Source organism: Plantibacter sp. LMC-P-059a (genome assembly GCF_030209505.1).
Classification (GTDB): domain Bacteria; phylum Actinomycetota; class Actinomycetes; order Actinomycetales; family Microbacteriaceae; genus Plantibacter.
The window spans coordinates 467,821-493,646 of record NZ_JARVRZ010000004.1; the positions used below are offsets into that span (position 1 = coordinate 467,821).

Genomic DNA, 25,826 nt, shown 5'->3' on the forward strand with positions numbered 1-25,826 from the left:
CAGGGTAGGGCCTCGTGGCTCGCCGCGTCCGGCACACCGGCTGGTGGGAGGATGGAGGCATGGATTCCGTCGCCCACATCACCGACCTTGCCGACTTCATCGTCGCCTCACCGACCTCCTATCACGCGGTCGCGGAGAGTGCGCGGCGGCTGGAGGCGGCCAGGTTCACGCGCCTGCTCGAGACCGAGTCCTGGGATGGCGGTGGAGGCCGGTTCTTCGTCGAACGCGAGGGCGCGATCATCGCCTGGGTGCAGCCGGAGGGCGCCACCCCGACGACCCCGTTCCGGATCCTCGGCTCCCACACGGATTCGCCGAGTTTCAAGCTGAAGCCGAAGTCGACCATCGGTGCGCAGGGCTGGTTGCAGGCGGGGGTCGAGGTGTACGGCGGCCCGCTGCTCAACTCCTGGCTCGACCGCGAGCTGGAGCTGGCCGGTCGACTCGTGACGCTCGACGGGACCGTGCACCTCGTGCGCACCGGGCCGTTCCTGCGCATCCCACAGCTCGCCATCCACCTCGACCGCGCAGTCAACGAGGGCCTCGTCCTCGACCGACAACGCCACCTGCAGCCGGTCTACGGGGTCGGTGACCTCGCCCACGCGGACGTCCTCGCGCACCTGGCGGCGATCGCAGGCATCGACCCCACCGCGATCGCGGGGTATGACGTACTCGTCGCCGACACGCAGGAGCCGCGCCGGTTCGGCCTCGACGGCCAGCTGTTCGCCGCAGGGCGCATGGACAACCTGACCTCGGTCCACGCGGGACTCGAGGCGTTGATGGCCGCCAGTGACGGGGGAGCGACGGCGGAAGCCGACCACATCACGGTCTTCGCCGCCTTCGACCACGAGGAACTCGGTTCAGCCTCGACCTCCGGAGCGAGCGGCCCGTTCCTCGACGACGTCCTCACCCGGATCGGCGCCACCCTCGGCGCGACGACTGCGGAGCGGCTGCAGGCGTACGCGGGGTCGTGGTGCCTCTCGGCGGACGCCGGCCACGCGATCCACCCCAACTACCCCGAGCGCCACGACCCCGCGAACCGGCCGATCGCCGGCGGAGGGCCGCTCCTCAAGATCAACGCCAACCAGCGCTACGCCACGGACGCCCTCGGGGCTGCGCTCTGGGCGCGGAGCTGCGCCGCGGCCGGCGTGACCTCGCAGGACTTCGTGTCGAACAACACGGTGCCCTGCGGTTCGACCATCGGCCCGCTCACCGCGACCAGGCTCGGCATCCGGACGGTCGACGTCGGAACGCCGCTGCTGTCGATGCACTCCGCACGCGAGCTGTGCCACATCGACGACCCGACCGCCCTGAGTGCGGCGGTCCAGGCGTTCTTCCGAGGCGCCTGAGCCGCGCCGCAGCAGGAGATCCGCCTGCGAGCAGGAGGCCGTCCGACGGTCGGTCCTCCTGCGCCGCTGATCTCCTACTGCGGGGCCGGGCTCAGCCCAGTTCGCGCAACCGCAGACGTCGCCCGTCGGGGCTCGCGTCGGGGTTGACCTCGACGAGGTCCGAGCGTGAGTTGATGAAGTCGCTGAACGAGCGGTGGCCGAGCGGCTTCTCCTTGAACGCCGGATCCATCCGGATCATCTGGTTCTTCACCTCGGCGTTCAGCAGCCAGTCCTCGTCGTCGTTCTTCGCGTGGACGAGGCGGAGCGCGCGCACGAGCAGTTCGGTCGCCGCGCGCTGGGCGTCGGGGCCGGACGGGTCGGCCGTCTCCTCGTCGGCGTCGTCCAGCTCGTCGGCGTCGCGGTGGCTGAAGACGGGCTCGGTGAACAGGCCGCCGATCCGAGGCGGTGCCTGCGTGGCGGGCGCGTCGGGCGTCGTGGCCGGAGCGGAGGAGGCGCGTCGACGCCCACCGGACTTCGATGCTGCCTTCGGGGTCTCTTCAGCGGAGGTCTCCGCCTTGGCGCCGGACGCCGTGGCGTCGACGGCGGCAGGGGTGCGCGGTGTCCTGCTGACGACGGGGCGGACGATGCCTGGCAGGTCGTCGTAGTCCGAGAACTCGTCGCAAGCGGCCATGAGCGCCCGGCTCGTCGCGCCGGCCACGCCGATGCCGATCACGTGGCGTCCGAGACGGCGGCAGCGCTGGGCGAGGGAGATGTAGTCGGAGTCACCCGCGACGATGACGATGTGCGTGAGGTCCGGCAGACGGAAGAGGTCCTCGACGACGTCGACCGCGAGGCGGATGTCCGCTCCGTTCTTCATCGCCTTGGTCGTCGGGAACATCTGGGTGAGGTCGACGGCGCGGTCGACGAGGTCCTTCTGGTAGGCCGAGTTGACGGGCTCCGACCAGTCGGCGTACGAGCGGCTGATGACGATGTTGCCGAACGAGGACGTGTAGTCGAGGATCGCCCCGACGTCGACGCGGGCCGCCTGGAGGCGCTCCGAGATCTCGTCGCCCTCCGGTGCTGCCGACGGCACGTGGGAACGTGCGCGATCGCGGCTGAACGCCGCCTTCCCGTAGAGCTGGTTGTAGCGCGAGATGACGATGTTGTCGAAGTCGATGTAGACCGCGACTCTGGGCGTTCCGGTTTCTGCCATGCCCCCATCATCCTCTGACGCCCCGCGAATCGGCGACTCCGGGGCCGTCCTGGCGATCGCCCCGGCTCAGAGGTGGCCGGTGAGCTTCCCGTGGAAGGCCGAGCTGCGCTCGTCGAGGCCGGTGAACACGACCTGTTTGCCGTGTTCGGCGTACTTCTCCTGCACGGAGTCGAGGACGGCGACGCTCGAGGCATCCCAGATCTGGGAGGCGGTGAAGTCGACGACGACGTCCGCGGGGTCGGCGGCGTAGTCGAACTGCTCGACGAGGTCGTTGCTGCTCCCGAAGAACAGCGGGCCGATCACGGAGTACCGCACGGAGCCGCCGTCCTCCGACGGCACCCGCCGGACCCGGATGACGTGGGCGACCCGACGGGCGAAGAGCACCATCGCGAGCACGGCGCCAGCGGCCACGCCGATCGCGAGGTTGTGCGTGATCACCACGACGGCGACGGTCACGACCATGACGAGCGTCTCGGGGATCGGCATCCGGCGCAGGGTCGCCGGGCGCACGCTGTGCCAGTTCACGGTCTTGATCGCGACGATCATCATGACCGCGGCGAGGGCGACCATCGGGATCTGCGCCATCACGGGGCTGAGCGCCGTCACGAGCAGGAGGAGGAAGATCCCGGCGACGAAGGTGGAGATCCGGGTCCTGGCCCGACCGAGCTTCACGTTGACGACGGTCTGGCCGATCATCGCGCACCCGGCGATCCCGCCGTACCAACCGGCGAGGATGTTGGCGACACCGAGCGCCCAGGACTCGCGCCCCTTCGACGACGTCGTGTCCGTGATGTCGTCGACGAGCTTCGCCGTGAGTAGCGTCTCCATGAGTCCCACGAACGCCACGCTGAGGGCGGTCGGCCAGATGATCCCGAGCGTCTCGAGGTTGAGCGGGACGAGGAGCGCCGTGAGGCCGGGGAGGCCGCCGGAGACGTCGCCCTGGTCACCGACGGTCGGTACGGCCGCGTGGGCGATCATCGTGATCGCGGTGACGACGACGATCGCGACGAGCGGTGCCGGGACGGCGGTGGTCAGCTTCGGCAGGAGGAGCACGATGAGCACCGTGACGACGAAGAGCGGGTACACGAGCCACGGGACGCCGAGCAGGTGCGGCACCTGGGCGACGAAGATGAGGATGCCGAGCGCGTTGACGAAGCCGATCATCACGGAGCGGGGGATGAAGCGCATGAGCCGCGAGAGCCCGGTGACACCGAAGAGGATCTGGATGAGCCCGGCGAGGACGACCGCGGGCAGCAGGTACTCGACGCCCTGCTCCTTCACGAGCGGCGCGACCACGAGCGCGACGGCCCCGGCGGCGGCCGTGATCATGGCCGGGCGACCGCCGAGGATCGACATCGAGATCGCGAGGACCACGGAGGCGATGAGGCTCACTTTGGGGTCGACGCCGGCGATGATCGAGAAGGAGATGACCTCGGGGATGAGCGCGAGCGTCGTCACGATCCCCGCGAGGATCTCGACGCTGAACGCCTTCGGGTTGCGCAGGGTCGCGATGACGCCGGGGCTCGGGCGGACGGCGGTGCGCATGGGCGCGTCGGGCTGAGTCACCGTGCCAGCCTAGGCGCGTTCGGAACACCCTCGGCCGCTGAACGCGTGTGCGGGGAGCGGGAGGGCCGGGTCAGCCCCGCAACCAGGCCTCGAGCCCGTCCGCGCTGATCGGCAGTGCCGACGAGAGCACCTCGTGGCCCGTCGACGTCACGAGCAGGTCGTCCTCGATGCGGACCCCGATCCCGCGCAGCTCGGGTGGGACCGTCAGGTCGTTCGCGTGGAAGTACAGTCCGGGCTCGACGGTCAGCACCGCTCCCGGCTGCAACGGCTCGTCGAGGTACCGTTCGTCACCGATGCGGGCGCAGTCGTGGACGTCGAGACCGAGGTGGTGCCCGGTGCCGCTCGGCAGGTAGCGCCGGTGTTGCTGACCGCTCGGGGACATCGCCTCGTCGACCGAGACCTGCAGGATCCCGAGCTCGAAGAGGCTCGTCGCGATGTGCTCGTAGGCGGTGTTCCGCATCTCGAGGAACGAGCGACCCGGGCCGACCTGGGCCATGGCCGCCCGATGGGCTCGTTCCACGTGGTCGTGTACCTCACGCTGGGCCGCGGTGAAGGTCCCGCCGGCCGGGAAGGTGCGCGTGACGTCCGCGGTGTAGAGCGATCGGGCCTCGACCCCGGCGTCCATGAGGATGAGGTGCTCGGGCAGCACCGGCCCGTCGCAGCGGGTCCAGTGCAGGGTGGGGGCGTGGGGACCGCTGCCGATGATGGTGGAGTAGCCGACGCCGTTCCCGAAGGTGCGGGCGTGGCGCTCGAAGGTCGACTGCAGCCAGCGTTCGCCACCGAACTCGATCGCGGCGGGCAGTTCGTGCACGACCGAGCGGAACCCGCCGACCGTGGCGTCCACCGCCGCTCGCAGCTGCCCGATCTCCCAGTCGTCCTTGACGAGCTTCGCCGCGGACAGCGCGACGAGCAGGTCGCGGGAGGCACCGAAGCGACCGTCCACGCGGGGCTCTGCGGCCCCTGCCCTGGCTGCGTCGCCAGGCACGAGCGCGAGCGCCTCGTCCAGGGCCTCCAGGGACCGCACCTCGACCTCGAGCGCGTCTGCCCACTGCCGGAGTCCGGCGGACGGGCCGATCCAGAGCTCGCCGCGCATGGCGTCCGCGTAGAACGCCTCTTCACCGGGGCCGACGGGCTCCGGCAGGTACAGCGTCGCGTCATGACCGCCGGCGGTCGGGCGCATGATCAGGACGGCGCCCTCGGCCTGACAGGACGTCAACCACACGAAGTCGCTGTCCGGACGGAACGGGAACTCGGTGTCGTTCGCGCGGGTGACGGCGCGTCCTGCGGTGACCACGATCCAACGACCGGCGAACTGGTCGCCGACGATCGCGCGGTGTCGTCCGGCGGCCGCACCGGCACCGTCCGCGAGGTCGACGGAGCGGTCGACCTCGCCCCAGCCGCTCGCCAGGAAGTCCCGGAAGGCGTCGTCCTGGGGGAGTGGCTGCGTGCGGGGGTCACGGAAGGCGAAGCTGTCTGGACACATGGAGATCAGTTAGCCACCGTGCGTGGACGGCGTCAAGGCGGCACGATGCCACGCAGCGGAACATCCTGTCCGGTCCGCCGGAACCGACGATTCGTCCCGAAGGCCGGGCGACGATCGTGGCGTTGGTGGACGGATCGTCGAAGGATTGACACCTGTTCGGGCCCCTCCGCACAATGATCGGCATGACAGGAACCGCCGACGCCGGCACCACCACCCCGCTCGATGTCGACCTCGATGCGCGGGTGTTCGACATGGTGTCCTCGTCGGCGAGTGTCGTCGACGCCGACGCCCCGACCCGCTTCGTCTACCACGAGGCGCACGGGGTGCTGTGGGGGGAGTACGTCGGGGACACCGTCTCCGTCGGTCGCTTCTGCGGCGTCCGGACGGGCGAGCGGATCGACATCTCGTTCGTCCACCGCAACCGCGCCGGAGACCGCACCACGAGGGGCGAGGCCAGCTCGATCATCTCCCGTGGCGAGGATGGGGCATTGATCCTCACGGAGGACTTCATCGGCCCCGACGGCCAGGCCCACGTCAGTGTGTGCCGGGAGATCGTCGCGGCCTGACGCTTCCGCGCGAGGTCCGTGCGGCTCCGGTCGTCAGCGGCCGCGTCGCTCGGGAACGCGCTGGGCCCGCTCGTCGCTCGTGCGGACGAACCGCGTCATGCCGAAGCGCTCGCCGGAGTCCTCGACGCTCGTCCGCTCCGACCGCGCCATGCGGAGCGACACGTCCGAGCGTTCCTCGTCCATGAGGAACACGGTGGTCGTGGCCTTGATCGACGGCCACTGGGCGAGCCTCGTGGCGACGAGCTCGTGGATCGCCGCGACGTCGGGGGCGCGGATGAGCATCATGGCGTCGTGCTCGCCGGTGGTGACCGCGAAGTACTCCAACTCGGGGACCGAGGAGAGCCGCGCGCGGAAGTCCGCCCACTGGCTCTGCCGCAGGGTGATGAACACCATCGCCGCGACGCCGAGCCCGACGGTCGCCGGTTCGATGTCGGCGTGGACGCCCTTCAGCACGCCGGCCCTGACCATCGCCTCGTACCGCGCGTAGGCGTTCGAGCGCGAGATCCCGAGGTGCTCGGCGAGGGCGGCGACCGAGGCCCGGCCGTCCTCGCGCAGGAGCTCCAACATGCGGATGTGGGTGTCGTCGAGTTGCATCGAATGCTCCAAACGTCCAGATTCAGCGGTGGTCCTGGCGGCTGATTGAGAGGATATGCCAATTCGCGCCCGAGATCGAGACAATTCTTCTTTGGTAATGGCTTGTAGATTGACGAATGATCGCTGATGACACTACTTTCAGCTCATCCCTCCAAGCAGATAAGGAGCTCCACCTTGTCACGATCCTTCAGCCGCACCAGTCGGCGCGGTATGGCGGCCCTCGGCCTCGCCCTCGCCGCCGGCCTCGCGCTCGCCGCCTGCTCCCCCTCAGGTGGCTCCGACTCCTCGGCAGGCAAGTCGCTCGTCGTCGACGCGTCCTTCGACCTCAAGACCGCCGACCCGAACCGCGAGTACGAGACGACCGGCTCGATCGTCGCCAAGGCGCTCTACGAGACGTTGCTCACCTTCAAGGGCGACGACGTGACCGCTCCCGTCGACGGCCTCGCGAGCTACGAGATGAACGCCGACAACACGGTGATGACGCTCACGATGAAGGACGGGAAGAAGTTCTCCGACGGATCCGACGTGACCGTCGACGACGCCGTGTTCTCGCTGCAGCGCGTCCAGGGGGTGAAGGGCAACCCGTCCTTCCTCCTCGACGGCGTCACGATCGAGAAGACCTCGGACACGACCCTCACGCTCACCTCGGCGACGCCGAACCCCGCGCTGCCGTTCATCCTCCCGAACCCGGCCCTCGGCGTGGTCAACAAGAAGGTCGTCGAGGAGAACGGTGGCACCGCCACCGCCGACGACGCCGCCGAGTCCTTCCTGAACACGACGTCCGCCGGCTCCGGCCCCTACAAGCTCGAGTCCTTCGATGCCGCCTCACAGGTCGTCTTCACGGCGAACCCCGAGTACACCGGCACGAAGCCCGCCTACGAGCGCGTCGTCCTCCGGAACGTGCAGGGACCCACGCAGAAGCTCAACGTGGAGGCCGGTGACTCGCAGGTCGCCCTCGACCTCAACCCCGACCAGGTCGCCGAACTCGACGACTCGAAGGTCAAGATCATCGCGAACCCCTCGCGGTACATGATCTTCCTCCTGCTCAACCAGGACTCCGCGGTCAGCGACATCACGAGCAACCCGAAGTTCCTCGAAGCCGTCAAGCTCGGCATCGACTACGACAAGATCGTCGACCTCGCCGGTGACGGTTCGGTCCGCCCCGGCGGGTTCATCCCCTCGATCTTCAACGGTGCGCTCGACGCGGCCGACGGCAACCAGTTCGACGCCGACGCCGCGAAGGCGGCGCTGAAGGAGTCCGGCTACGCGGGGGAGGCGGTCACGCTCAACTTCCCCAACGACATCACCGTGCAGGGCCTCTCGCTCCAGAGCATCGCCGAGTCCGTCCAGGCGCAGCTGAAGTCGGTCGGCATCACCGTCACGCTCGCCCCGGCGCCGGTCGCCACCGAGCTCGACGCCTACCGGGACGGCAAGGAGACCGTCGGCCTCTGGTACTGGGGCCCGGACTTCCCGGACCCGTCCAACTACCTGGCGTTCACCCCGGGTGAGCTCGTCGGCCTCCGCGCCGGCTGGGCGGCAGGCGCCGACCCGACCGTGACGGACCTGGCGAACGCCGCGCTCGCCGCGACCGACACGGACGCCCGTGCCGCCGCGTACCAAGAGCTCCAGAAGGCGCAGAACGCGAGCGGACCGTTCATCCCGCTCCTGCAGCCGGCGCAGAACGTGGTCACCGCGACCACGATCACCGAGGTTCCGCTGAACCCGACGTGGACCGTCGATCTTGCCGGAATCAAGTAGCGTCGCACCGACGACGTCGAGCGCGCGAGCGGGTCTCCACCCGCTCGCGCGCTACCTCGGCATCCGGCTCGGCCTCACGGTCCTCCTCATGTTCGGGGTGACGCTCGTCACCTTCACGCTGACCAACCTCGTCCCCGCCGACCCGGTGCAGGCGGCCCTCGGCGAGCAGGCTGCGGCGGATCCGGCGATCGTGGCGCAGTTCCGCGAGAACGCCGGCCTCGACAAGCCGCTGCCGGTCCAGTACGTCACGTATGTCGCGAACCTGTTCCAGGGCGACCTCGGGACCTCGCAGCAGACCCGCGGGGCCGTCGCGGACGAACTCGGACGGGCGTTCCCGGCGACCGCCGAGCTCGCGCTCACGGCCATCGTCATCTCGATCATCATCGGCGTCGGCCTCGGCATGTGGGCCGCGCTGCGCCGGAAGACGATCACCGACCAGGTCATCCGCGTCGTGAGCCTCATCGGCATCTCGGTGCCGTCGTTCTGGCTCGCGCTCGTCGTCTACTTCGTCTTCTTCTCGCAGTTGCACTGGTTCCCGGGTTCCGGCCGGCTGTCGCCCGCCGCCATCCCGCCGCCCAAAGTCACGGGGATGTACACGATCGACGCGCTGCTCGCAGGGCAGTGGTCGACCTTCGGCGACGCGATCGCCCACCTGATCCTGCCCGCGTCCGTGCTGGCGCTGTACACGATCGGTCTGCTGACCCGCTTCGCGCGGTCGGCGATCCTTGAAGTGCTCGACCTCGACTACGTGCGTGCGGCTCGGGCGAAGGGCCTGCCGGGGCACGTCGTCGTGACCAGGTATGTCCTCCGCGGGGCCCTCGTCCCGATCATCACCGTGCTCGGTGTGGCCTTCGGGTCGCTCCTGTCCGGCACGGTGCTCGTCGAGAAGGTGTACTCGTGGCACGGTCTCGGTGAGTACGCGTACTCGGCCGCGACCAAACTCGACCTGCCCGCGATCATGGGCGTCGGGCTCATCGTCGGCTTCGTGTACATCGGCCTGAACTTCCTCGTCGACGTGTTGTACGGCTTCATCGACCCGAGAGTGAGGGTGGCATGACCGACGTCCTCGCCGTCCAGACCAGGCGCAAGGGCCGCTTCCGCGTCTCGAAGCAGCTGCGCACCCCGCTCGCCGTCGCGGGTGGCGTCATCGTGCTCTTCTGGCTGCTCGTCGCGGTGCTCGCACCGTGGATCCGCCCGTTCGACCCGCTCGCGCAGGACTTCGACCGCCTGCAGGCGCCGAGCGCCGAGCACTGGTTCGGCACCGACCAGGTGGGCCGTGACGTCCTGTCGCGGGTCATCAGTGGCGCGCAGGTCTCGATCCCGCTCGCCCTCATGCTCGTGGTCTTCGCCATGCTCATCGGGTCCCTGCTCGGCGCGATCGCCGGGTACTTCGGTAAGGCCCTCGACGAGACGATCATGCGCATCGCCGACCTCGTGTTCGCGTTCCCGACGATCATCCTCGCCATGGTCATCGCCGCCTCGCTCGGCCCGAGCCTCACGAACGCCGTCATCGCCATGCTCATCGTCTCCTGGCCGGCCTACGCCCGCGTCACCCGCTCGCTCGTCATCGGCGCGCGGGGTGCCGAATACGTCATCGCCGGTCGACTGCTCGGCAACGGACCGTTCACCTCGCTCGGCAAGGACATCCTGCCGAACGTCGTCTCGCCCGTCGTGGTCCTCGCGACCCTCGACGTCGGCACGGCCATCCTGTTGCTGTCCGGGCTGTCCTTCCTCGGTCTCGGCGCGGTGCCGCCGACGCCCGACTGGGGTGCCATGGTGTCGGACGGCGTGCAGAACTTCTCTTCCTGGTGGATCGCGGTCTTCCCGGGACTCGCCATCCTCACGGTGGTGCTCGCCTTCAACTTCCTCGGCGACGCCCTCCGCGACGCCCTCGACCCGCGCTCGCAGGAAGCCGTCCAGGGGCGTGCCCTGTGAGCGGCCGGCATGGCGGGACCGACGCACCGAAGGGACACGACATGACACCCGGAGCGAGCGCGGCAGGCGGAACGGGCGGCGGCATCGTGATCGAGGGGCTCACCCTCGGGTTCGGTCGAGGTGCCGCGGCCAAGCAGATCCTGCGGGGCATCGACCTCGAGGTCCCAGCCGGGCGGATCACCGGACTCGCCGGTGAATCCGGTTCGGGCAAGACCATGACCGGCCTCGCCATCTGCGGCCTGCTGCCGGCCGGCGCCGACCTCGGCGGCAGCATCCGCTTCGACGGAACCGAACTCGTCGGGTTGAAGCAGCGCACGATGAACCGGTACCGCGGCACGGAGATCGCGATGATCTTCCAGGACCCCACGGCGAGCCTGCACCCGATGCTGACCGTCGAGGCGCAGCTCGTCGACCACTACCGGCACCACACCGGAGCCTCGAAGGCGGCGGCGCGTGCGCGGGCGCTCGAGATGCTCGGCCTGGTCGCGGTCCCGAATCCGGAGGCGGCGCTGCGCAAGTATCCGCACCAGTTCTCGGGCGGACAGCTGCAGCGCATCGCGATCGCCTCGGCACTCATGTGCGACCCGTCCGTCCTCATCGCGGACGAGCCGACCACCGCGCTCGACGTGACGGTGCAGGCCGGCATCCTGCGGCTGCTGCGGAAGCTTTGCGACGAGCTCGGCATTGCGATCATCCTCGTCACCCACGACCTCGGGGTGATGTCGGCGCTCGCCGACACGATCGCGGTCATGCGCCTCGGCGAGATCGTGGAACACGGCACCCGCTTCCAGGTCATCACCGACCCGCAGCACGAGTACACGAAGGCGCTCATCGACGCGCTGCCCGACACGGGAACGGAGGCGGCGTCATGACGCTGCTGCACCTCGACGACGTCCGTGTGACGTACAAGCTGCCCGGCCGTGGCTCGCTCAACGCGGTCGACGGCGTGAGCTTCGAGCTGGAACCCCGACAGGTGCTGGGGCTCGTGGGGGAGTCGGGCTGCGGCAAGTCGACGCTCGCCCGTGCCGTGTGCGGGCTCGAACCCACCTCGGGTGGATCCATCACGTTCAACGGGACGCCGATCGGCAAGCTCGGTCTCCGCAAGCGCCCGTCGGAGCTCCTGCGCATCCAGATGGTCTTCCAGAACCCCTACGCCTCGCTCAACCCGCGACGGACGATCGGGAGCCAGATCGAGGACGGCCTCCGGGTGAACCCGGTCCGCGACGCCTGGGACGTCGGTCAGCTCCTCGAACACGTGGAGCTCGACGCCGCCAGCCGGACCCGCTACCCCCACCAGTTCTCCGGTGGGCAGCGGCAGCGGATCGCGATCGCCAGGGCCATCGCGGCCGGGCCGGAGCTGCTCATCGGCGACGAACCGATCGCTTCGCTCGACGCCTCGCTGCAGGCGCGGGTGGCGAAGCTCATGCGGACGTTGGCGGTCGAGACCGGGGCGGCGCTGCTGTTCATCAGCCACGACCTGTCCGTCGTCCGCGTGATCGCCGACGACGTCGCCGTCATGAGTGCGGGACGCATCGTCGAGCACGGGCCGGTGGACCGCGTCTGGTCGGACCCGCAGGACCCGTACACGCAGCGGCTCCTGGCTGCGATCCCGGTCGTCGACGGGCTCGGCACGCTCCCCGGCGTCTAGGCCGCGCTCCCTGTCTCAGGTGCGTCCCGGCGTGTCGGACCCCCCCTCTCCGACACGCCGGGGCGTTCCTGAGACAGGGAGCGACTGCTGGCCCGAGGCGGGTCAGCGGAGCGTCGGCGAGACGACCGGGCCGGGGGAGTCGTCGAGGAACGGGCGGTCGATCGTCTCCCGCACGAGCAACTCGAGCAGGCGGAAGGCCCCGACCGCGGCGAGCTGGACGAGCAGCAGTGGTGCCAGCAGTGCACCCGCATACGGCAACCAGACGAGGAGTCTCCGCTCCTCCCGCCAGAACACCGCCAGGACCGCGGGAGCGATCGCGAGGGCGAGCCACCCGGGGCTCTGCGCACCGAGCAGCGGGGTCGCGAGACCGATCGTCGCGGTCACGATCGCGAGGACGCCGAGGACCGACTGCCCGATGAGCGCGGCCGCGAGGCGCGGGGCGTGCCGGACGTACCGTTCCACCGAGACGACGGTCCACATCAGCCAGGCGCGGAGGAGCGGCACCTGCTGCTGCCGCAGACCGACCCGGAACTGCCGGTCGTCCTCGAAGCGTTGGACGAGCGCTTCCTCAGGGGGCAGTCCGAGCGCGAGGGACACCCGATGGTCGTGCACGATCGCGGGCGCGGACTGGCGGCCGTAGCTGCCGATGAAGCTCCAGAGCACGCCGGGTACGGACGCGAGATCCGTCCGTCGACGTGCGTCGTCCTCGTCCGCCTCGTCGTGTGCCGGTGCCCAGACCACGGGACCTTCGGGCGCGTGCTCCTGGAACCCGATCCGACGTTCGAGCCGGAACAGGCGGCCGGTCGGAGGGATCTGCGCGAGGTCGATCCGCTGCAGCGGCTGCTCGTCGTCGTCGAGATACGGCATGCGGACATCATCCCGCAGGCCACCGTCAGGTGTGAGTCCCCTGGATGTCGGCCCCTCCGCTTGCTGATGCGTTTCCCACTCCGTAGCGTGGCGTTCCGTTGCCGTTCAACAGAGTCTGGTCAGATGGTCGAACAGCTGCGATGCGGTTCGGAGAGCATCGCTCGAACGAGAGTTGTCACGTGAGTCTTCGCACGGCCGAGTACCCGAGGCCTGATCACTTCCTGCTCCATGTGAGCGACACGCACCTCCTCGCCGGCGGGGGGAGTCTGTACGGAGCGGTCGACAGTGAGACGCACCTGCGGCAGCTCTTCGCCGAGTTCGAGGCGTCCGGTGGGCGTCCGGAGGCGATCATCTTCACCGGCGACCTCGCCGACAAGGGTGAGCCCGACGCCTACGACCGCATCCGCGCGATCGTGGAACCGGTCGCCGCGCGTCTCGGTTCCCAGATCATCTGGGTCATGGGCAACCACGACGACCGCCAGGCGTTCCGCGCCGGCCTGTTCGGCGAGGTCCCCACGACCCGCCCCGTCGACCGCGTGTACGACGTCAACGGTCTCCGCGTCATCAGCCTCGATTCGAGCGTCCCCGGCCACCACCACGGCGAGGTCTCCGACGCCCAGCTCGACTGGCTCGCCGAGGAGCTCGCGTTCACGGCCCCGCACGGGACGATCCTGGCCATGCACCACCCGCCGGTGCCGAGCGTGCTCGACCTGGCCGTGAGCGTGGAGCTGCGCGACCAGTCGAAGCTCGCCGAGGTCCTGGAGGGCTCGGACGTCCGCAGCATCCTCGCCGGGCACCTCCACTACTCGTCGACCGCGACCTTCGCCGGCATCCCTGTCTCGGTCGCGTCGGCGACGTGCTACACGCAGGACCTCAACGTGCCCGTCGGCGGGACCAGAGGACGCGACGGCGCGCGGGCCTTCAACCTCGTGCACGTGTACGGGTCCACGGTGCTGCACTCGGTCGTCCCGCTCGGCGAGACGCCCCCGCTCCACTACATCGACCCCGAGGAGAGTGCCCGCCGCCTCGCGCTCGCGGGCGTCGAACTCCCGGAGTCGGACACGGTCCGGGTCGAGCCGGAGCCGCCGCTCACCATGCCGATCGGCGTGATGGTCTAGACCCTCCTGGTCCCTGAGCCTGTCGAAGGGCTGCGGCCGGGCCACCCCCTTCGGTCCCTGAGCCTGTCGAAGGGCTGCGGCCGGGCCACCTCCTCTGGTCCCTGAGCTTGTCGAAGGGCTGCGACCAGGCCACCCCCTTCGGTCCCTGAGCCTGTCGAAGGGCTGCGGCCGGGCCACCTCCTCTGGTCCCTGAGCTTGTCGAAGGGCGGCGACCCGGCCGTTCCGGGAGGACCCCCAGTCCGACGCGCCTATCGTTGACGGATGACTTCTTCACCGAACCGTCGCACCGCTCTCGTCGTCGGCGCCAGTGGCATCACCGGTGCCGCGATCGTGTCACGCCTCCTGGCCGACGGCGACTGGCGCATCCTGGCCCTCTCGCGCAGCGCTCCCGTCTCCCACCCGCAGGTCGAGCACGTCGCCGCCGATCTCCGCAACGCGGACGACCTCCGCCGGGTCCTCGGTGGCAGAGGGGTCTCCCACGTGTTCTTCACCGCCTGGTCGCGGCAGGACTCCGAGGCCGAGAACATCCGGGTGAACGGCGGCATGGTCCGTGACCTCCTCGCCGCGCTGTCGGACGAGCCGGTGCAGCACGTCGCCCTGGTGACCGGCCTCAAGCACTACCTCGGCCCGTTCGAGGCCTACGCGGCCGGCGAGATGCCCGACACCCCGTTCCACGAGGACGAGCCCCGCCTCGACACGCCCAACTTCTACTACGAGCAGGAGGACGAGCTGTTCGCGGCGGCTGCGCGGTCGGGCTTCACCTGGTCGGTGCACCGCTCGCACACGGTGATCGGGCACGCCGTCGGCAACGCGATGAACATGGCGTCGACGATCGCGGTCCAGGCGTCGCTCTGCAAGCGGCTCGGCCGGCCGTTCGTGTTCCCCGGCTCCGAGACCCAGTGGAACGGGCTCACCGACATGACCGACGCCGGACTCCTCGCCGAGCAGATGCTGTGGGCGGCGACCTCGCCGGCCGGCGCGAACGAGCCGTTCAACATCGTCAACGGCGACGTCTTCCGTTGGCGCTGGATGTGGCCTCGTCTGGCCGCGTACTTCGGCGTCGAAGCCGAGGGGTTCCGCGACGCACCACGTCCGCTCGAGCAGCAGATGGTCGGGCTGGAGGGGGAGTGGGCCGAGCTGGTGGCCGAACACGGCCTGGTCGAGGCCGACCTCGCGCGGGTGGCGTCCTGGTGGCACACCGACGGAGACCTGGGGCGCGACATCGAGGTCGTCACCGACATGAGCAAGAGCCGACTCGCCGGGTTCACCGGCTACCGACGCACCCTGGATGCGTTCACGGCGATCTTCGACCGCCTCCGCGAGGAACGCATCGTCCCGTGAGTCCGGTTCGACAGGCTCGGTGACGGGTTCGGTCCCTGAGCGCCGTGCCGGTCCCTGAGCCTGTCGAAGGGCGCTCAGCTGAGCTTGGCGGGCTCGATCTCCAGGGTGCTCGGCACGGCGGCCTCGCGCTCCCACGGAGCCGGGAACGGGAAGTAGCGGTCGAGGAAGTCGATCACCGCGGTCGTGCGCTCCTCGACGGAGATCTCCGGGCGGCTGCCGTCGTTCAGGCAGAACATGTCCTGATCGCGTCGCTTCAGGAGTCGTTCCATCTGTCCGATCGACTGCTTGAGCGTGGTCTCGATGTAGCGGACCTTCGCCTGGGTCTGCTGCACCGCTCGCCCGGTCATGAGGCCGTAGTAGTGGTAGAACGAGTTCGTCACCGAGATGTTGTCGGCCGCGCGGAAGGCACTGTGGGCCGTCGAGCGGAACTCCTCGGCGAACTCCTGTTCCATCTCCGCCATGATGCTGCGGCGGAGCGGTGCGGCGCAGTGCTCGAGGTGCCTCGTGGTGACGCGTCCGAAGCGCTCGTGCAGGAGGCGACGGTTCACGCGGGCGGCGTTCTCGAAGCCGCTGCGGGACGGGTCGTTCGCGCCGAGACCGATACGGGTCGTCGCCTCGACGAACTTGCTGATCCCGCCGGGTGAGAAGAACAGCTCGGGGCTGATCGGCCGGCCGAGGAACATGTCGTCGTTGGAGTACAGGAAGTGCTCCGAGAGCCCCTCGATGCGGTGGAGCTGGCTCTCGACAGCCATGGAGTTGTGCGTCGGCAGGGCGTCGAGGTCGGCGAAGAACTCCTCGCTGCGCACGATGGTGACCTTGGGGTGCTCCGCCAGCCATTCGGGCGCGGGGGAGTCGGTCGCGATGAAGATGCGTCGGATCCAGGGGGCGAAGGTGTGGACACTGCGGAGCGCGTACTTCAGCTCGTTGATCTGGCGGAAGCGGGCGTCGGAGTCGTCGCCGTCCCCGACGACGTAGCTCTGCATCCGCTTCGCCCGGGCACGCTGGAACTCCTCCGAGGAGCCGTCGACCCAGGAGAACACGAGGTCGATGTCGAACGTGACGTCGCTCGCGAGCGCACCGAACATGTGCTCGAGGGTGCGCCAGGTGCGGCCGTACCGTTCGACGGTGGTCTCGACCGCCTCGGTGCGCGGCATGTAGGTGCGCATGAGGACGTTCTCGACCGGAGCGGTGATCTCCTCGTCGCCGAACCGCCAGAACTCGAGCTGCAGCGCCGTCTCCATGCCGTAGCGGAGGCGGCCGAGCGGTTCGATGCGCGGGCGGTAGAGGCGGAACACCTCGGCCTTGCGCGAGCCGGCGAGCAGGCCGTCGGCGAGGAGGTGCGGTTCGCCGGCGGGCTTCATCGAGTCCATGCGCGCCTTGAGCGGGACGCTGTAGAACGGTTCGTCGGCGAACGCCTCGGCGAGGGCGGCCTGGAGGCGCTTCCGGAGCGAGTGGTCGATGACGATGACGGGGCGGTCGCGCTCCCCGCGGATGAGGAGGTACTCGATCTCCGCCGCGTCGAGCGCCTCGGCGACGGCGAGGAGGTCTTCGACCATCGACTGCTGCGGCGTCAGGTGCCCGTTGATGAGGGTGTAGATGCCCTTGCGCTGGACCACGTCGGGGCGCTCGAACCGCGGTGAGCGGGAGCCGCCGGTGACGAGGACGAGTTCCGGAGCCGTGGTGAACGGGAGTTCCGGCGGATTGGGGTCCTTCGCGGTACTGGTGAAGGCCGTCGGTGCCTGAGTGCCGACGGTGATCCGCTGGTCGTCGAGTTCGTTCGTGATCGTGTCCGCCTCTGGTCTGCTGGGGAGTGGGTTCCTCGTTATTGTACGGCCGTCGTCCACTCGCGGCGTCAGCTTGTCGGCGACGGGGCCTCCGGTGCCGTCCGGCTACGATTGATCCCATGGTGAGCGTGGCGGAATCCTTGGTGCGCCTGCGGGACCTGGCCTCGTCGCCCGTGGTCGCGCGGGTCGCGACGGTGTTCGCCGAAGCCGGCTTCGAGCTGGCCCTCGTCGGTGGTCCGGTCCGCGATGCGATGCTCGGTCGGCAGGTCAGCGACCTCGACTTCACCTCGAACGCCTCACCCGATCAGATCCTCTCCGTGCTGAAGCCGATCGCGAGCGCGTGGTGGGACGTGGGCCGTGACTTCGGCACGATCGGGGCGAAGGTGTCCGTCGTCGACGACGCCGGGATCGAGCACGCCGACACGGTCGAGATCACGACCTACCGGGCCGACGCCTACGACGGCGTGACGCGGAAGCCCGTCGTCGCGTTCGGCGACACCCTCGAGGACGATCTGCGACGACGCGACTTCACCGTCAACTCGATGGCGCTCCGCGTGCCCGAGATCACGCTGGTGGACCCGTCCGGCGGGGTCGAGGACCTCGTCGCCCAGCTGCTGCGGACACCGAGCGCCCCGGAGGTCTCGTTCGGCGACGACCCGCTGCGCATGCTCCGGGCCGCACGGTTCGCGTCGCAGCTCGGGTTCCACCCCGCAGACGACGTCGTGCAGGCGATGGAGGAGCGTCGCGAGACCATCTCCATCGTGAGCCCCGAACGCATCCAGGCCGAACTCGGCAAACTGCTGGCGACCGACCGTCCGCGCGCCGGCCTCGAGCTGCTCGTCGACACCGGCATCGCCGACCTCGTCCTCCCCGAGCTGCCCGCGCTCCGGCTGGAGCCCGACGAGCACCACCACCACAAGGACGTCTACCAGCACTCGCTCACGGTGCTCGAGCAGGCGATCGGCTACGAGCACGCGCGCCACCCCGGCGAGGCGCCCGACCTCGTCCTCCGCTGGGCGGCGCTCCTGCACGACATCGGCAAGCCGGCGACCAAGAAGATCGGCCCCGGCGCCGCGGTGACCTTCTACCATCACGACCTCGTGGGCGCGAAGCTCGCGAAGAAGCGCCTCACCGCGCTGCGCTACGACGGCGACACGATCAAGAGCGTCGCGCGGCTCGTCGAGCTGCACATGCGGTTCTTCGGGTACTCGGAGGGCGTGTGGGCGGACTCCGCGGTGCGGCGGTACGTGCGCGACGCCGGTCCGCTGCTCGAACGGCTCCACATGCTCGTCCGGGCCGACGTCACGACCCGCAACCGCCGCAAGGCCGACCGCCTCGGTTTCGCTTACGACGACCTGGAGCAGCGCATCGTCGAGCTCCAGGAGCAGGAGGAGCTGGAATCGGTCCGACCGGACCTCGACGGTAACCGCATCCAGGAGGTGCTCGGCATCGCGCCCGGTCGCGAGGTCGGCGAGGCCTACCGCTGGCTGCTGGAGCTGCGCCTCGACGAGGGCCCGCTCGGTGAGGAGGAGGCCACGCGCCGGCTCCTCGAGTGGTGGGCCTCGCGCTGACCCCGTCCCACCCCGTCCGCGGCTCTTCGCGGGCCTTCAGACTGAACTGCTAGCCTCCCTGAGGTCCCCGGAACGAAGGATGCTCATGCACAAGCGACACGCCGCCCTTGCGATCGCGGGCGCTTCGGCCCTGCTGTTGAGCGGGTGTGCCGCCGGGTCGACGGAGCGCACGACCGTGACCGTGCGGGTCTGGGACTCGGCCGTCGCCGACGCGTACGAGACCTCCTTCGCCGCCTTCGAGCGCGAGAACCCCGACATCCGCGTCCGGGTGGACGTCGTGGAGTGGGCCGACTACTGGACGAAGCTCCGCACCGATGTCGCTGCCGACACCGCACCGGACGTCTTCTGGCTCAACAACACGTACCTCGCCGGATACGCCGACAGCGGCAGCCTCCTCGACGTCGGGCAGACCCTCGGCGACGACGCCTCGAAGGCCTGGGCGCCGAGCGTCGTTGATCAGTTCACCCGCGACGACAAGCTCTGGGCGGTGCCACAGCTGTCGGACGCCGGGATCGCGGTCTACTACAACGCCGACCTGCTCGACGCGGCCGGCGTGAAGCCCGAGGAACTCACGAAGGCGACCTGGTCGCCCGACACGGCGAAGGACACGTTCCTGCCCTTGGCGAAGAAGCTGACGAAGGACGCGGCCGGTGTCTCGGCCGACCAGCCCGGTTTCAACCCGGCGGCGCCCGCCACCTACGGCACCGGCCTCGGCTACGACCTGCAGGCGGTGCTGCTGCCCTTCATCGGTTCGAACGGCGGCACCTACCAGGACGGCGACGACTTCGCGTTCAACGACCCGAAGACCAGTGAGTCCATCAGCTACCTCGTCAACGCGATCAACGGTGCCAAGGTCGCCCCGCCGGCCGCCTCGACCAACGCCGACGGTGATTTCGCGCGCGACGCGTTCATCCAGGGCAAGGTCGCGATGTTCCAGTCGGGGCTCTACAGCCTGAAGGCCGTGCACGACGGCGCCGACTTCCGCTGGGGCGTGGCCGAGCTCCCGTCCGGTCCGGCGGGTCGGGTGAGCGTGACGAACGGCATCGCGGCAGCCGGTAACGCGGCGACGGAACACCGCGACCAGGTGAAGAAGGTGCTCGCCTGGCTCGGCAGCACCGAGGGCAACGCGCCCGTCGGTTCGTCCGGCGCGGCCGTGCCTGCGGTGACCGCCGCCCAGAAGCAGTACTTCTCGTACTGGAAGGGTGAGGACGTCGACGTGCAGCCCTTCTTCGACGTGATCGACGACGACGCGAAGACGATCGCACCCCCGACGGGCGCCAGCTACGCCAAGGGCCTCGCAGCGTACGATCCGATCTTCAAGGAGATCTTCGCCGGTACGACGCCCGTGGCCGACGGACTCAAGAAGGCGCAGGAAGCGGCCAACGCAGCCATGAACGACTGAGCCGTCGTCCCGCAGGCGCGTGGCGCCACCCGCATCGCGGAGTGGTCACCGCGCTCGGGGCCTCACGCCGGTCCGGCAGCCGGGTCGTCGTGCTGCGCGGCTCGGGCGTCTCCGGCGAGCCGCTCACTGACGCGCCCGTAGCCGGAGCCGATGTGGCGTTCGACGGTCTCGTCGATCTCGGCTGCCCGTCGTTCGAGGAGCAGGTCGAGGAGTTCGGTGTGCTCCTGCACGATGATGCTGTGGTAATCGTCGACCTTGACGCGTCGCGTGAGGAGGAAGAGCGCGACCTGCCACTTGATGGCCTGCCAGGCGGTGTAGAGACGCGAGTGGTCGGCGAGCAGGAACACCTGATCATGGAAGTCGATGTCGAGGCGGACGAGTTTGGCCTTCTGATCCGTCTCCACAGCGACGCGCATCTCTTCGATGATGGCGCGCATGGCGGTCACCTCGTCCTCGCCGGCTCGCTCGATCGCGCGTGACCAGGCGAGTCGTTCGAGCGCGGTCCGCAGCGTGGACAGCTCGAGGAAGTCCTGCGGCGACAGCGTGACGACGGACGCGCCCTTGTAGGGCAGCGACACGACGAGACCCTCCTGCTCGAGGTGGAGCAGCGCTTCTCGGACCGGCGCTCGACTGACACCGAGCGTGGTCGAGAGGTTCACCTCGCTGAGGCGCTCCCCTTGGACGAGGCGACCCTCCAGGATCGCCTCCCGCAGCTCGTTGACCGCGGCCCCTGTCAACCCGGTTCGTTCGAGAGTTTCCATGCCCGAATCCTAGCTCAAGCCATTCCTTGTTGTCGATTGTCGACAGTGTGCAGTCTGTGATATTGTCCACCAACAGCACATGAACGTTCCGTCGGCGGCTCGCTTCCTCAGGAGGTCCGGCACAACCCTGACAGGAGTACTCAGTGAAGAAGACACTGCGAGGCGCGCTGCTCGGAGCAGCGCTCGCGGTCGCCCTGACCGCGTGCAGCGCTGGCGGTGCGGGCGGCGGGAGTACGTCCGCCGCAGGCGGCGACCCCAAGTACGGCGGCACGATCACGACCGCAGCCGCATCCGATCCGGAGACCTTCGACCCGGCCGTCTGCACGGGCGCGACGTGCTGGAACATGATGCGGATGATGTTCGACCGCCTCTACGACTACGACCGCGACACCAGCGAGCTGAAGCTCCAGGCGGCCGAGTCCTTCCCGGAGGTGAGCGACGACGGCCTCACTTACACGATGAAGCTCAAGCAGGGGCTCACCTTCAGCAACGGTGACCCGCTCACCGCGAAGGACGTCGCCTACTCCTACGCCCGCGTCCTCGACCCCGCCACGAAGGCGGGCCTCGCGGAGTTCTGGCGTGGCATCGCCGGTGCCGAGGAGTACGCCGCCAACCCGACCGGACTGCCGAGCGGCATCGAGGTCGTCGACGACCAGACCCTGAAGATCACGCTGGCGACGCCGAACTCCTCGTTCAAGTACATCCTCGCCATGCCCGCCGGCTCGATCATCCCCGAGGGCAGCGGCGGGACCGTCGCGACGGAGCCCGTCGGCTCCGGGCCGTTCACGCTCGACACCTTCAGCGCGGGCAAGGAGATCACGCTCGACCGCAACCCGGACTACTGGGACTCGCCGCGTCCCTACGCCGACCACATCCGCATGATCCTCGGCGTCGACCCCGACAACCAGGTCCTCATGCTCCAGAAGGGCGACATCGACCTCATGGGCAGCCCGATCCCGCCCGCGAAGTTCATCCAGGTGACCTCGGACCCGAAGCTCAAGGACCAGCTCGTCGAGATCGAGAAGCCGAGCACCTACTACCTCACGATGAACGTCAACACGCCTCCCTTCGACAACCCGAAGGTCCGTGAAGCGGTCTCCCTCGCCTTCGACCGGAAGGCACTGCTCAAGCTCGTGAACGGGCAGGGCACTGCGGCGACCGAGTTCATCCCGCCGAAGGTCCTCGGCTACACGGGTGACGAGATGACCCACGAGCAGGACGTCGCGAAGGCCAAGAAGCTGCTCGCGGAGGCGGGCTTCGCCGACGGCATCTCGACCGACATGTACGCCTGGAACGTCCCGCCCTTCTCGGCCCTCGCGCCGCAGATGCAGCAGGACCTCAAGGCCATCGGGATCGACGTGAACCTGCAGACGCTCGCCCCGAACACCTTCAGCGAATTGGCCGGAGCCGGCAAGGCCCCGCTCGCCCTGACCTTCTGGGTGGCCGACTACCCCGAGGGCTCGGATTTCCTGCAGGCACTCATGTCGTGTGCGTCGGCGGTCCCGCAGGGCCACAACTACGCGTACTACTGCAACCCGGAGATGGACGAGCTGGTCGCCCAGGCGCTCGCCGAGACCGATCCGGACGCGGCGACCGCGAAGTACGAGGAGGCGTCGAAGCTCATGCTCGCCGACAACCCGATCGTGCCGCTGTACTTCGGCACCAAGACCGAGCTCCACAGCACCGGCATCGAGGGGTACTTCCCGCAGCCGATCTGGGGTTGGGACATGGCCGAGTACTGGAAGTCGGACGGCACCGCCAAGCGGTAGCCACCGGTCCAGCAGCACCTGGCGCACCGGCGCGCCGACCGCACCACGGAACCACGGCACCCGAACCGCGGGTGGTCCCTCGACGGACCACCCGCGGCGCCCCCACCGAAAGGACGCGACATGAGTGCGCTGCTCGACGTCTCCAACCTCGTGGTCGACTTCCCGACCTCGTCGGGAGACCCGTTCCACGCCGTCGACGGCGTCTCGTTCCAGGTCTCGGCCGGTGAGCGGGTCGGCATCGTGGGGGAGTCGGGTTCCGGCAAGTCCCTGACCTCGCAGGCCGTCATGCGGCTCGTGTCGGACCCGGGGGTCATCGCCGGTGGCTCGGTCCGGTTCGGCGGCGAGGACGTGCTCGGGTACTCGGATCGGGCGCTGCAGCAGTGGCGCGGCTCGCAGGTCGCCATGGTCTTCCAGGACCCCATGTCGAGCCTCAACCCGCTCATGCGGGTCGGTCGTCAGATCACCGAGTCGCTCGAGACGCACCTCGGTATGGGACGGGTCGCCGCCCGGGCACGTGCCGTCGACCTGTTGCGCCGCGTGGGCATCCCGGACGCCGAGGCGCGCATGAACGACTTCCCCGGCGCGTTCTCGGGCGGCATGCGGCAGCGCGTCTGCATCGCCATCGCCACGGCCTGTTCGCCGAAGCTGCTCATCGCCGACGAGCCGACCACCGCGCTCGACGTGACCGTGCAGGCCCAGGTGCTCGACCTGCTCGACGACATGGTCTCGGAGCAGGACACGGGCGTCATCCTCATCAGCCATGACCTCGGCGTGATCTCGAGCTTCTGCGATCGCATCCTCGTGATGTACGCGGGCCGAATCGTCGAGGAGGGCACGGCCGAGCAGATCGTCGGCGACCCGCAGCACCCGTACACCCACGCGCTCCTCGGCTCCATCCTCAAGCTCTCGGAGCCGATCCCGCCACGCCTCCGCACGATCTCCGGCGCCCCGCCCACCGCCGGCCGCCGCCCGCGAGGCTGCTCGTTCGCACCGCGCTGCCCGGCCGCGATCGACACGTGCCTCACGAACGATCCGGCGCTCGTCCAAGCGCCGCTCGGCGGAACCGGACAGCGGGTCGCGTGCGGGGTCGTCGCCCCCGAGGCATTCGCCGTCGAGCAGGAGTCGGCCGCATGAGCCGGCTGGACGGTTCGGACCTCGTCAACGGTCCGAGCAGCCGGTCGCGGACCGGTGAGGCGCTGCTCGAGGTGCAGGACCTCGAGGTCACCTTCCGACGCTCCGGTGGCATCGGTCGCCGTGCCACGCGCGTCCCCGCCGTGCAGGGTGTGAGCTTCCAGCTGCGAGCGGGCGAGACCCTCGGCATCGCGGGGGAGTCGGGCTCCGGCAAGAGCACCATCGCCAGGACGCTCATGGGCATCAACCAGGCGTCCGCCGGCAGCATGCGTCTGAACGGTGAGAACGTCGGAGCGCTGCGCGGACGTCGGCTCGCCGAGTACCGGCGCACGATGCAGATGATCTTCCAGGACCCGTACGACTCGCTCGACCCGCGGATGAAGGTTGGGGAGACGCTGCTCGAGGCGATCTCGCTCCGGACCACGAAGCCGACCGATCCCAGGCGGGCGGTCGAGGGGATCCTCGACCAGGTCGGCCTCTCCCGGAGTTTCATCGAGCGGCGTCCACGCGAGCTGTCGGGCGGTCAGCGCCAGCGTGTGTCGATCGCGCGGGCACTCTGCGTCGACCCACGCCTCATCCTCTGCGACGAGGCGGTCTCCGCCCTCGACGTCTCCGTCCGGGCCCAGGTGCTCAACCTGCTGAAGGACCTGCAGGAGGACCTCGGCCTCGCGTACCTGTTCATCTCCCACGACCTGTCGACCCTGCGCTTCATGGCGGACCACGTCGGGATCATGTACCTCGGTCGCCTCGTCGAGATCGGGACGCGCGACGAGATCTTCGACAACCCGCAGCACCCGTACACCAAGGCGCTGCTGTCGGCCGTGCCGGAGCCGATCGTCCGCGACCGCTCGACGCGCCTCCCGCGGGTCCGCCTGACCGGCGAACCGCCGAGCGCCGCGAACCCGCCGAGCGGCTGCAGCTTCCACCCGCGGTGTCCGATGGCCCAGGAGGTCTGTCGCACGGTCGCCCCGCCGCTGCGGACGACGAGCTCGGGCCAGGACGCTGCCTGTCATTTCGCAGATCCGGTGCTGGTGCCGGAACCCGTCCGGATCGGAGCCGAGGCATGAGCGAAGCACTCCCGCCCGTGATCGGCCAGGGCGTCGACCTGGCGGCCACCGACGACGACCGGCCCATGCGCGCCCGCGAGGTGCTGCGCAGTCTCCGACGCGACCCCGCGGCCCTCGTGTCGCTCGTCGTGCTCCTGCTCATCGCCCTGATCGCCGTGCTCGCGCCGCTCATCACCCCGCACGACCCGCTCCAGACCTACAACGACATCGGGCTCGGGCCCCAGGGGCAGCCCCTCCCGCCCGGCACGCCCGGCTTCCTGCTCGGCACCGACGCCCTCGGCCGCGACGTCCTCTCACGACTCATCTCCGGGACGCAGGTCTCGCTCGTCATCGGCATCGTCGCCAACGGGCTTGCGACGATCGTCGGAGTGACGGTCGGTGTCATCGCGGGCTACTTCGGCGGCATCGTCGAGGCCGTCCTCATGCGGATCACCGACGTCGTCATCTCGTTCCCGATCCTGCTCCTCTGCACCGCGCTCATCGCGGTCACCACCCGGAGCACCACGAACGTCATCATCGTCATCGCCCTCATCTACTGGACGACGCTCGCCCGCATCATCCGCGGCATGGTCATCTCGCTGAAGCACCGCGAGTTCGTCGTCGCGACCCGCACGCTCGGCGTCAGTCACCTCCGGATCATGTGGAAGCACATCATTCCCCACCTGCTGCCGGCGATCATCGTGTACGCCACCCTCGGCGTCGCGTCCTCGATCCTCATCGAGAGCGCGCTGTCCTTCCTCGGCATCGGTGTCCCGATCCCGCAAGCCTCCTGGGGCCAGATGATCTCGGACGGCAGCACCTACTTCCAGATCGCACCCTGGATGCTCTTCATCCCCGGCATCTGCCTCATCGTCACGGTGATGGCGTTCAACCTGGTCGGCGACTGGCTGTCCGAGATGCTCGACTCCGCAGCACCGATGGCGAGGTAGA

The 25,826-nt window shown here is 69.3% G+C and carries 22 protein-coding genes; 15 read left to right on the forward strand and 7 right to left on the reverse strand.

Annotated elements, in window-relative coordinates:
* The first annotated feature begins 59 nt into the window (after positions 1-59).
* Positions 60-1,343: a M18 family aminopeptidase gene (locus QRN27_RS11770; RefSeq protein WP_285042387.1), complete on the forward strand. Its 1,284-nt coding sequence runs from the start codon at positions 60-62 to the stop codon at positions 1,341-1,343.
* A 91-nt stretch (positions 1,344-1,434) separates the two neighbouring features.
* Here QRN27_RS11770 and QRN27_RS11775 read toward each other — a convergent pair whose 3' ends face one another.
* The 3 genes from QRN27_RS11775 to QRN27_RS11785 all read right to left on the reverse strand — a co-directional run bounded on the left by QRN27_RS11775 (position 1,435) and on the right by QRN27_RS11785 (position 5,584).
* Positions 1,435-2,535, reverse strand: a complete 1,101-nt coding sequence (locus QRN27_RS11775) for an NYN domain-containing protein (protein ID WP_285042388.1) — start codon at positions 2,533-2,535, stop codon at positions 1,435-1,437.
* A gap of 66 nt (positions 2,536-2,601) precedes the next feature.
* A complete protein-coding gene (locus QRN27_RS11780) occupies positions 2,602-4,080 on the reverse strand; it encodes a SulP family inorganic anion transporter (protein WP_285042489.1) in 1,479 nt (492 codons plus the stop codon).
* A 91-nt stretch (positions 4,081-4,171) separates the two neighbouring features.
* Positions 4,172-5,584, reverse strand: coding sequence for an aminopeptidase P family protein (locus QRN27_RS11785; protein ID WP_285042389.1), 1,413 nt, complete (start codon positions 5,582-5,584; stop codon positions 4,172-4,174).
* Between the two features lie 182 nt (positions 5,585-5,766).
* Between QRN27_RS11785 and QRN27_RS11790 the strand changes: the two genes are divergently transcribed.
* Complete coding sequence (locus QRN27_RS11790; protein ID WP_200921069.1) at positions 5,767-6,150, forward strand: avidin-fold protein; 384 nt, start codon at positions 5,767-5,769, stop codon at positions 6,148-6,150.
* A 33-nt stretch (positions 6,151-6,183) separates the two neighbouring features.
* On the opposite strand, the gene QRN27_RS11795 is transcribed toward QRN27_RS11790, so the two are convergent.
* Positions 6,184-6,744: an Lrp/AsnC family transcriptional regulator gene (locus tag QRN27_RS11795; RefSeq protein WP_056010291.1), complete on the reverse strand. Its 561-nt coding sequence runs from the start codon at positions 6,742-6,744 to the stop codon at positions 6,184-6,186.
* Positions 6,745-6,918: 174 nt separating this feature from the next.
* Between QRN27_RS11795 and QRN27_RS11800 the strand changes: the two genes are divergently transcribed.
* Genes QRN27_RS11800 through QRN27_RS11820 form a run of 5 tightly spaced genes read left to right on the forward strand, consistent with a single transcriptional unit; the run spans position 6,919 to position 12,085 of the window.
* A complete protein-coding gene (locus tag QRN27_RS11800) occupies positions 6,919-8,502 on the forward strand; it encodes an ABC transporter substrate-binding protein (RefSeq protein ID WP_285042390.1) in 1,584 nt (527 codons plus the stop codon).
* Positions 8,486-9,559: an ABC transporter permease gene (locus QRN27_RS11805; protein ID WP_056010295.1), complete on the forward strand. Its 1,074-nt coding sequence runs from the start codon at positions 8,486-8,488 to the stop codon at positions 9,557-9,559. Before QRN27_RS11800 ends, QRN27_RS11805 begins: the two co-directional genes overlap by 17 nt.
* Positions 9,556-10,437 carry an ABC transporter permease gene (locus QRN27_RS11810; RefSeq protein WP_056010297.1) on the forward strand — a complete coding sequence of 294 codons (882 nt, stop codon included), beginning with the start codon at positions 9,556-9,558 and terminating at the stop codon, positions 10,435-10,437. The genes QRN27_RS11805 and QRN27_RS11810 overlap by 4 nt, the downstream gene beginning before the upstream one ends.
* A gap of 41 nt (positions 10,438-10,478) precedes the next feature.
* A complete protein-coding gene (locus QRN27_RS11815) occupies positions 10,479-11,309 on the forward strand; it encodes an ABC transporter ATP-binding protein (protein WP_056011847.1) in 831 nt (276 codons plus the stop codon).
* Positions 11,306-12,085 (forward strand): ABC transporter ATP-binding protein, encoded by a 780-nt coding sequence (locus QRN27_RS11820; protein ID WP_285042391.1) that lies wholly within the window; start codon positions 11,306-11,308, stop codon positions 12,083-12,085. Before QRN27_RS11815 ends, QRN27_RS11820 begins: the two co-directional genes overlap by 4 nt.
* 102 nt (positions 12,086-12,187) lie before the next feature.
* On the opposite strand, the gene QRN27_RS11825 is transcribed toward QRN27_RS11820, so the two are convergent.
* Positions 12,188-12,952, reverse strand: coding sequence for a DUF1353 domain-containing protein (locus QRN27_RS11825; protein ID WP_285042392.1), 765 nt, complete (start codon positions 12,950-12,952; stop codon positions 12,188-12,190).
* A 140-nt stretch (positions 12,953-13,092) separates the two neighbouring features.
* Between QRN27_RS11825 and QRN27_RS11830 the strand changes: the two genes are divergently transcribed.
* Together QRN27_RS11830 and QRN27_RS11835 are read left to right on the forward strand one after the other, a co-directional pair.
* Positions 13,093-14,070, forward strand: a complete 978-nt coding sequence (locus tag QRN27_RS11830; RefSeq protein WP_502929520.1) for a phosphodiesterase — start codon at positions 13,093-13,095, stop codon at positions 14,068-14,070.
* A gap of 261 nt (positions 14,071-14,331) precedes the next feature.
* The gene (locus tag QRN27_RS11835) at positions 14,332-15,411 is read left to right on the forward strand and encodes an SDR family oxidoreductase (RefSeq protein WP_285042394.1); all 1,080 of its coding nucleotides are present in this window, start codon (positions 14,332-14,334) and stop codon (positions 15,409-15,411) included.
* 74 nt (positions 15,412-15,485) lie between these two features.
* Here QRN27_RS11835 and QRN27_RS11840 read toward each other — a convergent pair whose 3' ends face one another.
* Positions 15,486-17,027, reverse strand: coding sequence for a stealth family protein (locus tag QRN27_RS11840; protein ID WP_285042490.1), 1,542 nt, complete (start codon positions 17,025-17,027; stop codon positions 15,486-15,488).
* Positions 17,028-17,314: 287 nt separating this feature from the next.
* On the opposite strand from QRN27_RS11840, the gene QRN27_RS11845 reads away from it, so the two are divergent.
* Positions 17,315-18,766 (forward strand): CCA tRNA nucleotidyltransferase, encoded by a 1,452-nt coding sequence (locus QRN27_RS11845; RefSeq protein ID WP_285042395.1) that lies wholly within the window; start codon positions 17,315-17,317, stop codon positions 18,764-18,766.
* Between the two features lie 85 nt (positions 18,767-18,851).
* Entirely contained in the window at positions 18,852-20,168 is a 1,317-nt protein-coding gene (locus tag QRN27_RS11850; protein WP_056011853.1) for an ABC transporter substrate-binding protein, read from the forward strand.
* Between the two features lie 62 nt (positions 20,169-20,230).
* On the opposite strand, the gene QRN27_RS11855 is transcribed toward QRN27_RS11850, so the two are convergent.
* A complete protein-coding gene (locus tag QRN27_RS11855) occupies positions 20,231-20,929 on the reverse strand; it encodes a GntR family transcriptional regulator (protein WP_285042396.1) in 699 nt (232 codons plus the stop codon).
* A 143-nt stretch (positions 20,930-21,072) separates the two neighbouring features.
* Here QRN27_RS11855 and QRN27_RS11860 point away from each other — a divergent pair, with 143 nt between their 5' ends.
* The 4 genes from QRN27_RS11860 (at position 21,073) to QRN27_RS11875 (ending at position 25,825) form a co-directional block, all read left to right on the forward strand.
* Positions 21,073-22,698: an ABC transporter substrate-binding protein gene (locus QRN27_RS11860; protein WP_056010310.1), complete on the forward strand. Its 1,626-nt coding sequence runs from the start codon at positions 21,073-21,075 to the stop codon at positions 22,696-22,698.
* Positions 22,699-22,818: 120 nt separating this feature from the next.
* Positions 22,819-23,832: an ABC transporter ATP-binding protein gene (locus QRN27_RS11865; protein ID WP_056780603.1), complete on the forward strand. Its 1,014-nt coding sequence runs from the start codon at positions 22,819-22,821 to the stop codon at positions 23,830-23,832.
* A complete protein-coding gene (locus QRN27_RS11870; RefSeq protein ID WP_285042397.1) occupies positions 23,829-24,896 on the forward strand; it encodes an ABC transporter ATP-binding protein in 1,068 nt (355 codons plus the stop codon). The genes QRN27_RS11865 and QRN27_RS11870 overlap by 4 nt, the downstream gene beginning before the upstream one ends.
* The gene (locus QRN27_RS11875) at positions 24,893-25,825 is read left to right on the forward strand and encodes an ABC transporter permease (RefSeq protein WP_056010316.1); all 933 of its coding nucleotides are present in this window, start codon (positions 24,893-24,895) and stop codon (positions 25,823-25,825) included. The genes QRN27_RS11870 and QRN27_RS11875 overlap by 4 nt, the downstream gene beginning before the upstream one ends.
* The last annotated feature ends 1 nt before the right edge of the window (position 25,826 follow it).

Bases quoted from the DNA above. Each gene is read 5' to 3' on its own strand.
- QRN27_RS11770 (WP_285042387.1), top strand. From the start codon at position 60: ATGGATTCCGTCGCCCACATCACCGACCTTGCCGACTTCATCGTCGCC.
- QRN27_RS11775 (WP_285042388.1), bottom strand. From the start codon at position 2,535: ATGGCAGAAACCGGAACGCCCAGAGTCGCGGTCTACATCGACTTCGAC.
- QRN27_RS11780 (WP_285042489.1), bottom strand. From the start codon at position 4,080: ATGCGCACCGCCGTCCGCCCGAGCCCCGGCGTCATCGCGACCCTGCGC.
- QRN27_RS11785 (WP_285042389.1), bottom strand. From the start codon at position 5,584: ATGTGTCCAGACAGCTTCGCCTTCCGTGACCCCCGCACGCAGCCACTC.
- QRN27_RS11790 (WP_200921069.1), top strand. From the start codon at position 5,767: ATGACAGGAACCGCCGACGCCGGCACCACCACCCCGCTCGATGTCGAC.
- QRN27_RS11795 (WP_056010291.1), bottom strand. From the start codon at position 6,744: ATGCAACTCGACGACACCCACATCCGCATGTTGGAGCTCCTGCGCGAG.
- QRN27_RS11810 (WP_056010297.1), top strand. From the start codon at position 9,556: ATGACCGACGTCCTCGCCGTCCAGACCAGGCGCAAGGGCCGCTTCCGC.
- QRN27_RS11815 (WP_056011847.1), top strand. From the start codon at position 10,479: ATGACACCCGGAGCGAGCGCGGCAGGCGGAACGGGCGGCGGCATCGTG.
- QRN27_RS11820 (WP_285042391.1), top strand. From the start codon at position 11,306: ATGACGCTGCTGCACCTCGACGACGTCCGTGTGACGTACAAGCTGCCC.
- QRN27_RS11825 (WP_285042392.1), bottom strand. From the start codon at position 12,952: ATGCCGTATCTCGACGACGACGAGCAGCCGCTGCAGCGGATCGACCTC.
- QRN27_RS11830 (WP_502929520.1), top strand. From the start codon at position 13,093: ATGCGGTTCGGAGAGCATCGCTCGAACGAGAGTTGTCACGTGAGTCTT.
- QRN27_RS11835 (WP_285042394.1), top strand. From the start codon at position 14,332: ATGACTTCTTCACCGAACCGTCGCACCGCTCTCGTCGTCGGCGCCAGT.
- QRN27_RS11845 (WP_285042395.1), top strand. From the start codon at position 17,315: ATGGTGAGCGTGGCGGAATCCTTGGTGCGCCTGCGGGACCTGGCCTCG.
- QRN27_RS11850 (WP_056011853.1), top strand. From the start codon at position 18,852: ATGCACAAGCGACACGCCGCCCTTGCGATCGCGGGCGCTTCGGCCCTG.
- QRN27_RS11855 (WP_285042396.1), bottom strand. From the start codon at position 20,929: ATGGAAACTCTCGAACGAACCGGGTTGACAGGGGCCGCGGTCAACGAG.
- QRN27_RS11865 (WP_056780603.1), top strand. From the start codon at position 22,819: ATGAGTGCGCTGCTCGACGTCTCCAACCTCGTGGTCGACTTCCCGACC.
- QRN27_RS11870 (WP_285042397.1), top strand. From the start codon at position 23,829: ATGAGCCGGCTGGACGGTTCGGACCTCGTCAACGGTCCGAGCAGCCGG.
- QRN27_RS11875 (WP_056010316.1), top strand. From the start codon at position 24,893: ATGAGCGAAGCACTCCCGCCCGTGATCGGCCAGGGCGTCGACCTGGCG.